The sequence below is a fragment of the Microbacterium sp. NPDC055683 genome, assembly GCF_053617895.1.
In genome coordinates, this window is sequence record NZ_JBSHGQ010000043.1 from 22,981 (window position 1) to 34,841 (window position 11,861).

Here is an 11,861-nt window from a genome sequence, read left to right on the forward strand (position 1 = left end):
TTCGATCGTACGGCGCCCCGCGCGGTCATCCCCGCAGCGCGCGGACGAGCGTCCAGCGGTTCCCGACGGCGTGCGGCTCGTGCTCGAGGGCGTCGAGCGCTCGCAGCGCGAGGGCGAGGCCGCGGCCCGACTCGGCGTCGTCGTCCGGCATGCGCACGGCGTCCCAGTCGATGGCCGCAGGCGGAGCGGTGTCGGCGAGCACGGCGCGCACCTCACCGCCGTCGACGGAGAGGTCGGCCTCGACCTGGACGGCACGGGGGGAGTGGCGCGCGATGTTGGTGGCGATCTCCGACAGTGCGAGCGACATCATCATGCGGTCCTCCGCCGTGACGTGCGGGGCGCGCTCCCAGAGGCGATCGGCCGCGTCGAGCAGGGCGTCGACGAGAGCGTCGTCGGCGGGGCCGGCGACGTGCGCGGTGACCGCGTCAGTCCCCATCGAACGCCGTCTCCGGCGTCGGGTGGGCGCGCAGCACGCGGTCGAGGTTCGTGAGGCGGAGCACGGCGGCGACCGGCTCGGGGACGGCGGCGATGCGCAGGTCGCCGCCCGCGTTCCGCGCCGTCTTGAGGCCGCCGATGATGGCGCCCAGGCCAGAGGAGTCGACGAACGCCGTCGCGGCGAGGTCGAGCACGATGCGCGCGCTGCCCGCATCGACGAGCTCCTGGACGGCGGCCCGGAGCGCAGGCGCGCCCGCCGCCGTCAGACGACCGGTCACGGAGATGACGGCGTGGTTCTCATGCGTCGTGGTGGACAGGTTCATCCTTCTCCTTCTGCTGCGGGCCGCGGTAGAGGGCGGCCTGGACGATGACGCTCAGCACGACGAGGTCGTAGACGACCCACGCCGTGTTGACGAGGGTTCCGGTGCCGTCTCCCGTCCCGACCGCGACGCGGACCGCGCCGATCGCGAGCGCGACGACGAGCGCCGCGATGGCGGTCAGCTGGGGCCAGATGGCGCGCCACGGCACGCCGTCGGGGTCGCGCCCGTCCTTGCGCGTGACGGCGAAGCCGAGCGGGCGCTTCAGCACCACGTTCGCGAAGGCCGTCCAGCACGCGCGGATCCACACGGGGAAGAGCGCGAGCGAGTACTGCTGCCCGCGCCACGTGCGCATGCCCTTCGCGACGACGAGGAAGAGCGCCTGGTTGACGAGGAAGGCGGGGAGGAAGCGCGCGAAGAAGTCGACCGACCACGCCGTGACGGGCAGCACGCCGAAGACGAGGTAGACGACCGGCGCCGCGATGTACACGACGGCCGTGAAGCCGGAGAGATAGCTCCACATCGTCGCGAAGTACATGAGCCGCTGCCCGGCGGTGAGCCCGCGCTTGACGAGCGGATTGTCGCGCAGCATGACCTGGAGCGTGCCCTGGGCCCAGCGCAGGCGCTGCGTGAGCATCGTGCGGAGATCCTCGGGGGCGAGCCCGCGCGCGAGGATCTCGTGGTGGTAGACGCTGCGCCATGCGAGCGCGTGCAGCTGCATGGCGGTGGCCATGTCCTCCGTGACGGAGATGGTCGCGAGCGGCTGCACCGGCTGCGCCTCGTCCGGCCGGTCGATGCGGAGCGCGGCGAGCAGGGCGGAGACCGCCTCGACGGCGCCGAGCGGCGAGAGGTCGCGCGCCGCGAGCGCGTCGAGCGCGGCGTCGTCGACGACGACGCCGTCGAGCTCGGCGTCGCGCGACACCGGCAGCTCGCCGAGCTCGGCGAGATCGGCGCGGATGGCCGCCAGGTCTCCCGTCACGAGACGCACGCCCGCATCGTCGACCGCCGTCTTCACGCGGTAGGTCACATCGGCGACGGGCCCGCCCGCGGCGATCTCCGCGCGGGCCTCGGCGACCGTCCGCCGCAGTGCGGCGAGCTCGTCGCGGAGCGGGCCGTCGGCGCGCCGCGTCTCCCGGGCGAGGAGGCTCTCGGAGGCGCGCAGCGCGCGCTGCGCCCCGTCCGCGACGCTCCGGACGTAGCCGATGATGCCGAGCTGCATGAGGGCGTCGCGCCGCAGCACGGCGTTCGACCCGCAGAAGAAGGCGGCGTTCCAGCCGTCCTTGCCCTGCTGGATGGGGCCGTAGAAGAGCGGCGCCTGGCTGCCCAGCGGATCGGCCTCGTCGACATTGGAGAACCACTGCGGCGTCTGCACGAGGGCGACCCGCTCGTCGTCCGCGAAGTAGCCGAGCGTGCGGTGGAGGATGAGCGGATCGGGGACCTGGTCGGCGTCGAGGATGAGGAGGAACTCGCCCTCCGTCTGGAAGAGCGCGTTGTTGAGATTGCCGGCCTTCGCATGGCGGGGCTTGCCCGTCCAATCGTCCGAGCGGTTGAGGTATCCCACGCCGTCCCGCTCCGCGGCCGCGCGCAGCTCGTCGCGGTTGCCGTCGTCGAGGATCCACGTCTCGTGCGGGTAGGCGATGCGCTTCGCGGCACGCGCCGTGGTCATCACGAGCTCGAGGGGCTCGTTGTACGTCGTGATGAGCACGTCGACCGTGCCCTGCGGCTCGGAGACGGGAGCGGGGCGCTCCCTCGCGCGCCACATCGTGAGGCAGAACAGGACGGTGTCGATGACGCTGTACGTCTCCGCGAGCACGAGGGGGACCGCGATCCACCACGCCTCCCAGTTGACGGAGGCGAGCCACCGCCATGCGACGTAGTTGACGCCGAGCAGGACGGAGAGCAGCGCGAGCACGCGGATGGCGGCGAAGCGGGCGGTCATGCGTCCCTCCGGACGACGACGACCGTGATGTCGTCGGTCGCGGCCTCGCTGCGGGCGAGGCGGAGCGCTTCGGCGACGGCGCCGTCGGGTCCCCGGTCGCGCAGCACCTGCGCCACCTGGCCGAACGGGTCGTCGAGGTCGAGCACGTCGAGGAGCCCGTCGCTGCAGCACACGAGCGCGTCGCCGGCGGAGAGGACGGACGTCGTCGTCGTGCGCTCGTCGTCGCCGGCCATCCCCATCCCGAGCGGCAGCCCCAGCGAGCGCAGATGCTCCCAGCACCCGTCCGCGCGCAGGATGAACGCGAGCGAGTGCCCCGCGTCCACGAGGTCGATCCGGCCGCTGCGGGTGTCGACGTCGGCGTGCACCGCCGTGACGAACATCGTCGTGTCGCCGAGGTCGGCCTGCAGCAGGCGGTCGGCCTCCGCGACGGCGGCGGCGAGCGGCCGCTCCGGCGCGGTGCGCAGCGAGGCCCGCACACCGGAGGCGATGATGGCGGGTCCCGTGCCCTTGCCCATCACGTCGGCGAGCGTGACGCGCACGACGCCGTCGCGGAGCACGACGTCGTGGAAGTCGCCCGAGAGCCGGTCGCGCGCGGCCGCTCCCGCGGCGATCGTCCATCCCGGCACACGGGGGAGCGACCGCGGCGCCAGCGTGCGCTGCACGAGGAGCGCGTGGTCGAGGTCCTGATCGCGCGCCAGCTCGGTCTGCACCCACACGGCGAGCTGCTGCAGGGCGATGCGCTCGTCGTCGCCGAAGGCGCGCGGCGTCGTGTCGAGGATGCAGAGCGTGCCGACGGGCTCCCCACCCGGCGCGTGAAGCGGATGGCCCGCATAGAACCGCAGGTGGGGATCGCCGACGACGAAGGGGTTGTCGGCGAAGCCCGCCGTCGCCGACGCGTCCTCGATGACGACGGTCGCGTCCTGACGGACCGTGAAGTCGCAGAACGAGTCCTCGCGGGGCGCCTCCCGGCCGCCCAGCCCGATCTCGGACTTCCGCCACTGCCGGTCGCGGTCGAGCAGCGAGACGCTCACCATGGGGACGTCGAAGATCTCCTGCGCGAGGCGCGTCACCCGATCGACGCGTTCGTCGGGCGGGGTGTCGAGGATGTGCAGCGCCTCGAGGGCGCGCTGCCGTCGCTGCTCGTCGATCATGGGGCCGCCTCGTCCGTCATCCCGGCCATCCTACGAGCTGGGATATCGGTCGGGGCGGATCACCAGGAGGCACCGTCGGCGATCTCGCTCCAGACCGTGCGCATGTGCGAGCGCGAGTGGCGCTCCGCCGCGTCCGCGTCGCCGTCCGCGATGGCGCGCGCGGTCCGCATGTGATCCTCGAGGGTCCCCTCAGCGGGCACCCCGGGAGTGAGCCCCAGATGCGCCCGCCCGCTCAGCACCTCGTGGACGGGTGTCTCGAGCGCCGTGAGAAGGGGGTTCCCCGATGCGGCGAGGAGCGTGCCGTGGAAGGCGAGGTCGGCGGTGAGGTATTCCTCGGAATCGCCGAGACCGCGCGCGCCGAGGGCGTTGAGACGCTCGGCGAGCCGCATGATCTCGGCTCGCTGGGCAGGGGAGGCGCGGACGGCGGCGAGTCGCGCCGCCATCGGCTCGACCGAGACGCGCAGCTCCATGAGCGCCTCCAGCTGCTGCTGGCGGAACGGGCCGTGCAGGTTCCACTGGATGAGCTGCGGGTCGAACGCGTCCCATCGCTCGCGCGGGAGCACCGTGATGCCGACCTTCCGCCGCGAGGAGACCATCCGGATGCTCTCGAGCACGCGGACGGCTTCGCGGACGACCGTGCGGGAGGCGTTGTAGTCGGCCTCGAGCTGAGCCAGGGTGAAGACGGAGCCGGGTCGCGGATCGCCGGAGGCGATGCGCCGACCCAGGTCGTCGAGCACGTCGCCGTGCATGCCGATCGCCATGATGCTCCTTCGCGAGGTGATTCGTAGTATCTTATCTCCTCGTTAAGTAGTACTTTTGGATCCATCCGGCCGCGCAGCATCGCGGGGTCGTCGAGTTCAACGGAGAATCCCATGGACGATTGGACGCAGACGCTGGGCACAGCGCCCCTTCTGCTCATCGCCGCGGCCGCGGTCGCGCTCATCCTCTTCCTCGTCATCAAGGTCAAGCTGCACGCGTTCTTCGTGCTCGTCGTGGTCTCGCTGCTCACGGCGATCGCGACGGGGCTGCCGATGGGGGCGCTCGTCAACGAGGTGCTCGTGTCGAGCTTCGGCAGCACCCTCGGGTCGGTGGCGCTGCTCATCGGGCTCGGAGCCGTGCTCGGCCGCCTCATCGAGTCGTCGGGCGGAGCCAAGGTCGTCGCCGACATGATGGTGCGGATCTTCGGCGAGAAGCGCGCCGCCTTCGCGCTCGGCCTCACGTCGCTCCTCCTCGGGTTCCCGATCTTCTTCGACGCCGGGCTCGTCGTCATGCTGCCGATCATCTTCGCCGTGGCCCGCCGCATCGGCGGCAAGAACCTCCTGCTCTACGGTTTCAGCGGCGCCGCGGCGTTCTCCGTCATGCACGTGTTCCTGCCGCCGCACCCCGGCCCCGTCTCGGCGACCGAGTTCTTCGGCGCCAACCTCGGCGTCGTCATGCTCATCGGCCTCGTGATCGCGTTCCCGACCTGGTACGTCTCGGGCTACCTGTGGGGCACCTTCGTCAACAAGCGCTACCCGATGATCGTGCCGGCGCTGTTCGGCACCGCCGACGAGGACCAGCCCGCGAACCCGCCCAAGGCGTCCACGGTCATCCTCATCCTGCTCCTGCCGCTCGCGCTCATCTTCCTCAACACGGGGCTCACGGCGCTCGGCTCGGTCGGCGCCGTCGACACGACGCAGACGTGGGCGCAGGCGCTCATCCTCATCGGCACGTCGCCCGTCGCGCTGCTCATCACCTCGCTCATCGCGATGCTCGTGCTCGGCAAGTTCCGCGGCGAGACGGGCTCCGCCCTCGAGAAGCTCGTCGACGGCACGCTCGGCACGGTCTCCTCCGTCATCCTCATCACGGGTGCGGGCGGCATGTTCGGCGGCGTGCTGCGCGCCTCCGGCATCGGCGACGCGCTCGCGACGACGCTCGGCGACCTCGGCCTGCCGATCATCTTCGCGGCGTACCTCATCGCCGTGGCGCTGCGCGTCGCTCAGGGTTCGGCGACCGTCGCGCTCGTCACGACGGCGGGCCTCCTCGCTCCCGCCGTGCTCGACGGCGGCTTCGGGGTCGTCGACACGGCCGCCATCACGCTCGCCGCCGCGGCGGGATCGGTGTTCGCGAGCCACGTGAACGACTCGGGGTTCTGGCTCGTCGGCCGTCTCATGGGCATGGACGTCAAGACCACGCTGAAGACGTGGACCGTGCAGCAGGCGATCGAGTCGGTCGTCGGATTCGCGCTCGTCCTCGTCGTCTACGCGATCTTCTGAACGGAGCGTCCATGACCGGCACCTTCGACATCTCCGGCCGCCTCGCCCTCGTGACGGGCTCGTCGCGCGGGCTCGGGGCATCCCTCGCCCTCGCGCTCGCCGAGGCGGGAGCGCGCGTCGTCCTGCACGGGCGCGACGGGACCGCGCTCGCCGCCTCGCGCGACGCGATCGCGGAGCAGACCGGAACCGCGCCTGCCACGGCCGTCTTCGACGTGACCGACGCCGCCGCCGTCGAGCGCGGCGTGGGCGAGCTCATGTCGGCGCACGGCGTGCCCGACATCCTCGTCAACAACGCGGGCGTGCAGCGCCGCGCCCCCTTCACCGAGTTCGCCGTCGCGGACTGGGACGCCGTCGTGACGGCGAACCTGTCGAGCGTCTTCTACGTGTCGCGCTTCGTGACGCCGGGGATGGCGGAGCGGGGATCGGGCAAGGTCGTCAACATCGGGTCGGTCCAGTCGCAGCTCGCGCGCCAGACGATCGCGCCGTACTCGGCGTCGAAGGGCGGCGTGGCGATGCTGACGAAGGGGATGGCCGCCGACCTCGCGCGCTTCAACGTGCAGGTGAACGCCATCTCGCCCGGGTACTTCGCGACCGAGATGAACAGGGCGCTCGTCGAGGACGCGCAGTTCAACGACTGGCTCGTGAACCGCACGCCCGCCCGCCGATGGGGCGACTTCCGCGAGCTGTGGGGCACGCTGCTCTACCTCGCGTCGGATGCCTCGAGCTTCGTCTCGGGGCAGAACATCTTCGTCGACGGCGGCATGACCGCGGTCGTGTGAGCGAGAGAGGACAGGACATGCGCGCAGCGTTCATCGACGGCAAGGAGCTCATCGAGGTGCGGGAGGCTCCCGCGCCCGAGGCGGGCGAGGGAGAGGTGCTCGTCCGCGTCGACTACGTCGGCATCTGCGGTTCCGACCTGCACTACTACTTCGAGGGCGCGAACGGCGAGTACGTCGTCCGCGAGCCCCTCGTGCCGGGCCACGAGCTCTCCGGCCGTGTCGCGCACGACCCCTCCGGTGCGCTCGCCGCCGGCACGCCCGTCACCGTGCATCCGGCGCGGTTCGGGTCGCCCGAGCACGGCATCGAGGAGGAACCCCACCTCTGGCCGGGCGGGTCGTATCTCGGCAGCGCGTCGACGTGGCCGCACACGCAGGGCGGGCTGAGCGAGCTGCTGCTCGTGCGCGCCGACATGGTGCGCGTGCTGCCCGACGCGCTGCCCGTGCGCCGCGCCGTGCTGGCCGAGCCGCTGGGCGTCGCTCTCCACGCGGCGACCCGCGCGGGAGACCTCGCGGGGGCGCGTGTGCTCGTGTCGGGCGCCGGGCCCATCGGCCTCCTCGGGATCGCCGCGGCTCGCGCGCGCGGAGCCGCCCACATCACTGTCAGCGACGTGCTCGCCGAGCCGCTCGCACGGGCCCAGGCGCTCGGCGCCGACGCCGTCGTGCGCATCGGCGAGGACGAGCTTCCGGCGAACGCGTTCGACGTCGTGTTCGAGTGCTCGGGCGCTCCCGTCGCCATCTCGGCGGCCGGCGTCGCCGTGCGGCGGAGGGGGACCGTCGTGCAGGTCGGGATGGTGCCGAACGAGGCGCGGCCCGTGAACCTCGCGCCCTTCATCTCGAAGGAGGTCGCGCTCGTCGGCACGTTCCGCTTCAAGGACGAGATCGACGAGGCGGTCGCGCTCCTCGCCGACCGTCCGGAGATCGAGCAGGTCGTCACGCACGTCATCGGACTCGACGACGTCGCGGAGGCGTTCGCCGTCGCGCGCGACTCGCGGCGGTCGGGCAAGGTGGTCGTGGCGCTCCCGGGTGCCGACGACTGACGAGGGCGGCGAGGATGAGCGCAGCGAAGGACGTCGTGATCGGCGTCGACATGGGCACGACGGCGACGAAGGCCGTCGCGTTCGGCGTCGACGGGGCGATGCTCGCGTCGGCGTCGCAGGGGTATCCGCTCGAGGAGCCCCATCCGGGGCACGCCGTGCAGGATCCGGATCTCATCCTCGGCGCCGTCTACCAGACGGTGCGCGAGGTCGTCGCGGAGGTGGGGGCCGACCGGGTGGCCGGGCTGTCCTTCTCCTCCGCGATGCACTCGCTGATGGCGCTCGACGCGCAGCTCGATCCGCTCACGCCGGTCGTGACGTGGGCCGACACGCGCGCGGCGGTGCAGGCGGAGCGTCTTCGCGCGTCCGCAAGCGGCCTGGCGCTGCACCGGCGCACGGGCACGCCCATCCATCCGATGTCGCCGCTCGTGAAGCTGATGTGGTTCCGCGAGCAGGAGCCGCGCATCCGCCAGCAGGCCGCGATCTGGGCGGGCGTGAAGGACTGGGTGCTGCTGCGGATGTGCGGGGCGCTCGTCATGGACCACTCCCTGGCGTCGTGCTCGGGGCTCATGGACATCCACCGGCTGACGTGGGACGACGAGGCGCTCTCGCTCGCGGGCATCCGGGCGGAGCAGCTGCCCGAGCTCGTGCCGACGACGACGGTGCTCGACGCGCTGACCGAGGAGGCCGCGTCGGCGACGGGGCTGCCGCTCGCGACCCCCGTCGTGGTCGGCGCGGGCGACGGCCCGCTCGCGAACGTCGGGGTCGGGGCCGTGCAGCCCGGCGTCGCGGCGTGCTCCATCGGGACGAGCGGGGCGCTGAGGGTGGCGGTGGACCGGCCGGCGGTCGATCCGCGCGGCGGCGTCTTCTGCTACGCCATCACGGAGGACCGCTGGGTGATCGGCGGCGCCATCAACAACGGCGGTGTGACGCTCGACTGGGTGCGGTCGGAGATCGCGGGCGGGCACGACGTGTCGACCGTCGAGCTGCTCGACGCGGCGTCGACGGTTCCGGCGGGGTCGGGCGGGCTGCTCATGCTGCCGTACCTGCTCAGCGAGCGGGCGCCGCACTGGAGCAGCATCTCGCGCGGCTCGTACATCGGGCTCACTCGGGCGCACCGCACCGAGCACCTCGTGCGCGCGGCCGTGGAGGGCGTCGCGATGCAGCTCGCGCTCGTGCTGCAGTCGATGCGGGCGGCCGACCTCGAGGTCTCGGAGATCCGCGCGACGGGCGGTGTCATGAAGCACCCGCTGTGGCAGCAGACGCTGGCCGATGCATTCGGCGCGCCGATCGGCCTCCTCGAAGGGCAGGAGGGATCGAGCTACGGAGCGGCGATCCTCGGGATGGCCGCGCTCGGGCTGATCGAGTCCATCGACGTCGCGGCGCAGCAGCTGCCCGTCGACACCGTGGTGCGGCCCCATCCCGGGGATGCGGCCGTGTACGCGTCGCTGCTGCCGATCTTCGACGAGCTGTACGACGCGCTGCTGCCCACTCACACTCGTCTGCGGCGCCTCGCTCCGTCACTGCCGATCTCGTTCTGACGGTCTCCGGGGCGCTTCCGACGGGCCCGGGGAGCGTCCCCGGGTGCTTCGCGGCGTTCACCGCCGCGTCGTCCGCCGCTCTCCCTGGTGACACCGCGTCGCCCCGTCGCGGCGGTTGCGTGGGCGACATGACTCCCACCCCCTCTCGGCGCGCGGTGCGCGCCGCTGCTCTCGCGGCTGCCGCCGCGGTCGCGGTCTCCCTTCTCCCCGCCCACGCGGCGACCGCCGCGCCTTCCCACGGCTCGGTGCGCGTGAGCGAGCCGACGCTCGTGGCCCGCGCGACGCTGTCGGCGGACTTCCTCGCCGAGGGCCCCGCTTCGGGTGCGCTCGCCACGCCGGTCAACGGCCGCACCGGACCCTGGGATGGACAGGTCGTCCCGGGATTCTCGGCCGTGCTCGACAACGGCGACGGCACCTTCTGGGCGCAGCCGGACAACGGCTTCGGCACGAAGGCGAACTCGGCCGACTTCCTGCTGCGCAACTACCTCGTGCGGCCGGACTGGAAGACGGCAGACGGCGGCTCGGGCGAGATCGGAGTGGAGGGGTTCATCTCCTACAACGACCGGAATGACGTGCTCGACTTCCCGATCGTGAACGAGGACACCGAGGAGCGCCTGCTGACGGGTGCCGACTTCGACATCGAGTCGGTGGTGCGGGCGAAGGACGGGACGTTCTGGGTGGGGGAGGAGTTCGGGCCGTTCCTGCTCCACTTCGACGCGGAGGGCACGCTGCTCGAGGCGCCCTTCGCGCTCGAGGGGGCGCAGTCGCCGCAGAACCCGTACCTCGACGAGGGGTCGTCGCCGCGCGTGACGGCGAGCAGCGGCTTCGAGGCGCTCGCGATCTCGACGAACGGGCGGTACCTCTACCCCGTGGTCGAGGGCGCGTACGCGGACGAGACCGACGAGCGCCGGCGCGAGATCCACGAGTTCGACATCCGCCGCGGGGCGTATACGGGGCGGACGTGGAGCTACCAGGCGGATCAGGAGGGCAACGTCATCGGCGACGCGTTCGCCGTGAACGGAGGAGACCTGCTGCTCGTCGAGCGCGACAACTTCGAGGGCGATCAAGCGGTGACGAAGCGCATCTACCGGGTCGACCTCGACGCCGACGACGGCGGCTACGTCGAGAAGACGCTCGTGCTCGATGCGCTCGACATCGCCGATCCCGACGGCATCAGCGAGGGCGGCGGCTACGGCACGGGGGAGCGGTTCTCGTTCCCCGTGCAGTCGTTCGAGACGGTCGTCCAACTGCAGGGCGGTGACCTGCTGATCGCCAACGACAACAACTACCCCGGCAACGACGCGCGCACCGCCGGGACGCCCGACGACACCGAGTTCGCGGTCGTGTCGTTCGAGAAGTCGCGCGTCCAGGCGGCGGCAGTCGACGTGATCGCGCACCGCGGGGCGAGCGGCTACCGACCGGAGCACACGCTCGCCGCGTACGAGCAGGCCATCCTGCAGTGTGCCGACGTCATCGAGCCCGACGTCGTCTCGACGAAGGACGGCGTGCTCGTGGCCCGCCACGAGAACGAGATCGGCGGCACGACGGATGTCGCGAGCCGGCCTGAGTTCGCCGATCGGCGCACGACGAAGGTCATCGACGGCGTGAGCATCACGGGATGGTTCACGGAGGACTTCACGCTCGCAGAGCTGCGCACGCTGCGCGCGACCGAGCGGCTTCCGCTCGTGCGGCCGACGAACTCCGCGTTCGACGGCCTGTACCAGATCCCGACGCTCGACGAGGTGATCGATCTCGCGCGCCATTCGACGACGTGCGACGGGGAACCCGTGGGTATCGCGCCGGAGACGAAGCACCCGACGTACTTCGACGGCATCGGCCTCTCGCTCGAGGAGCCGCTCGCGGCCGCGCTGCAGGCCGACGGGCTCGACGGCGCCGACGCGCCCGTCGTCATCCAGAGCTTCGAGACGGGCAACCTGCGGGAGCTCGACGCGCTCGTCGACGTGCCCCTCGCCCAGCTCGTCAACTCCTCGGGGGCTCCGTACGATCTCGTCGCGGCGGGCGATCCGCGCACGTACGACGACCTCGTGACGCGCGACGGCCTGCGGGAGATCGCGGAGTACGCGGATGTGGTCGGGGCCGAGAAGTCGCGGATCATCCCGCGGACGGCCGACGGGTGGCTCGGCACGCAGACCGCGCTGGTGCGCGACGCGCACAGGGAGGGACTCGAGGTGCATGCCTGGACGTTCCGGCTCGAGAACCAGTTCCTGCCGGCGGACTTCCGGTCGAGCGCCGACCTCGTGGCGGCGGGCGATCTCGCGGGCGAGGTGCGCGCGTTCGCCGCGACGGGTGTCGACGCGGTGTTCAGCGACCATCCCGACATCGCCGTGGCGGCGCTGACCCGCTGACGTCTCGACGCGGTCCGCGCTCCCGGCTCCCTCGCATCGCGGGG

The 11,861-nt window shown here is 72.0% G+C and carries 10 protein-coding genes; 5 read left to right on the plus strand and 5 right to left on the minus strand.

Annotated features, from left to right (window positions below; all coding sequences use genetic code 11):
- Nucleotides 1–25: 25 nt before the first annotated feature.
- From ACWGPF_RS14655 to ACWGPF_RS14675, 5 genes are read right to left on the minus strand one after another with little or no spacing between them, the layout of a single operon-like run.
- Nucleotides 26–436, minus strand: coding sequence for an ATP-binding protein (locus ACWGPF_RS14655; RefSeq protein WP_452333490.1), 411 nt, complete (start codon nucleotides 434–436; stop codon nucleotides 26–28).
- The gene (locus ACWGPF_RS14660) at nucleotides 426–758 is read right to left on the minus strand and encodes an STAS domain-containing protein (protein WP_452333491.1); all 333 of its coding nucleotides are present in this window, start codon (nucleotides 756–758) and stop codon (nucleotides 426–428) included. The genes ACWGPF_RS14655 and ACWGPF_RS14660 overlap by 11 nt, the downstream gene beginning before the upstream one ends.
- Complete coding sequence (locus tag ACWGPF_RS14665; RefSeq protein ID WP_452333492.1) at nucleotides 733–2,691, minus strand: glycosyltransferase; 1,959 nt, start codon at nucleotides 2,689–2,691, stop codon at nucleotides 733–735. The genes ACWGPF_RS14660 and ACWGPF_RS14665 overlap by 26 nt, the downstream gene beginning before the upstream one ends.
- A complete protein-coding gene (locus ACWGPF_RS14670) occupies nucleotides 2,688–3,842 on the minus strand; it encodes a PP2C family protein-serine/threonine phosphatase (RefSeq protein WP_452333493.1) in 1,155 nt (384 codons plus the stop codon). The genes ACWGPF_RS14665 and ACWGPF_RS14670 overlap by 4 nt, the downstream gene beginning before the upstream one ends.
- Before the next feature lie 59 nt (nucleotides 3,843–3,901).
- Nucleotides 3,902–4,603, minus strand: coding sequence for a FadR/GntR family transcriptional regulator (locus tag ACWGPF_RS14675; RefSeq protein ID WP_452333494.1), 702 nt, complete (start codon nucleotides 4,601–4,603; stop codon nucleotides 3,902–3,904).
- A gap of 111 nt (nucleotides 4,604–4,714) precedes the next feature.
- Between ACWGPF_RS14675 and ACWGPF_RS14680 the strand changes: the two genes are divergently transcribed.
- The 5 genes from ACWGPF_RS14680 to ACWGPF_RS14700 all read left to right on the plus strand — a co-directional run bounded on the left by ACWGPF_RS14680 (nucleotide 4,715) and on the right by ACWGPF_RS14700 (nucleotide 11,817).
- Nucleotides 4,715–6,097, plus strand: coding sequence for a GntP family permease (locus ACWGPF_RS14680; protein ID WP_452333495.1), 1,383 nt, complete (start codon nucleotides 4,715–4,717; stop codon nucleotides 6,095–6,097).
- 11 nt (nucleotides 6,098–6,108) lie between these two features.
- Nucleotides 6,109–6,876, plus strand: coding sequence for an SDR family oxidoreductase (locus ACWGPF_RS14685; RefSeq protein ID WP_452333496.1), 768 nt, complete (start codon nucleotides 6,109–6,111; stop codon nucleotides 6,874–6,876).
- A 17-nt stretch (nucleotides 6,877–6,893) separates the two neighbouring features.
- Nucleotides 6,894–7,913: a zinc-binding dehydrogenase gene (locus ACWGPF_RS14690; protein WP_452333497.1), complete on the plus strand. Its 1,020-nt coding sequence runs from the start codon at nucleotides 6,894–6,896 to the stop codon at nucleotides 7,911–7,913.
- A 14-nt stretch (nucleotides 7,914–7,927) separates the two neighbouring features.
- On the plus strand, nucleotides 7,928–9,451 hold the full coding sequence (locus ACWGPF_RS14695; RefSeq protein WP_452333498.1) for a gluconokinase: 1,524 nt from the start codon (nucleotides 7,928–7,930) through the stop codon (nucleotides 9,449–9,451).
- A gap of 128 nt (nucleotides 9,452–9,579) precedes the next feature.
- Nucleotides 9,580–11,817 (plus strand): esterase-like activity of phytase family protein, encoded by a 2,238-nt coding sequence (locus ACWGPF_RS14700; protein ID WP_452333499.1) that lies wholly within the window; start codon nucleotides 9,580–9,582, stop codon nucleotides 11,815–11,817.
- Nucleotides 11,818–11,861 lie beyond the last annotated feature (44 nt).

Bases quoted from the DNA above. Each gene is read 5' to 3' on its own strand.
- ACWGPF_RS14655 (WP_452333490.1), bottom strand. From the start codon at position 436: ATGGGGACTGACGCGGTCACCGCGCACGTCGCCGGCCCCGCCGACGAC.
- ACWGPF_RS14690 (WP_452333497.1), top strand. From the start codon at position 6,894: ATGCGCGCAGCGTTCATCGACGGCAAGGAGCTCATCGAGGTGCGGGAG.
- ACWGPF_RS14660 (WP_452333491.1), bottom strand. From the start codon at position 758: ATGAACCTGTCCACCACGACGCATGAGAACCACGCCGTCATCTCCGTG.
- ACWGPF_RS14695 (WP_452333498.1), top strand. From the start codon at position 7,928: ATGAGCGCAGCGAAGGACGTCGTGATCGGCGTCGACATGGGCACGACG.
- ACWGPF_RS14685 (WP_452333496.1), top strand. From the start codon at position 6,109: ATGACCGGCACCTTCGACATCTCCGGCCGCCTCGCCCTCGTGACGGGC.
- ACWGPF_RS14670 (WP_452333493.1), bottom strand. From the start codon at position 3,842: ATGATCGACGAGCAGCGACGGCAGCGCGCCCTCGAGGCGCTGCACATC.
- ACWGPF_RS14700 (WP_452333499.1), top strand. From the start codon at position 9,580: ATGACTCCCACCCCCTCTCGGCGCGCGGTGCGCGCCGCTGCTCTCGCG.
- ACWGPF_RS14675 (WP_452333494.1), bottom strand. From the start codon at position 4,603: ATGGCGATCGGCATGCACGGCGACGTGCTCGACGACCTGGGTCGGCGC.
- ACWGPF_RS14665 (WP_452333492.1), bottom strand. From the start codon at position 2,691: ATGACCGCCCGCTTCGCCGCCATCCGCGTGCTCGCGCTGCTCTCCGTC.
- ACWGPF_RS14680 (WP_452333495.1), top strand. From the start codon at position 4,715: ATGGACGATTGGACGCAGACGCTGGGCACAGCGCCCCTTCTGCTCATC.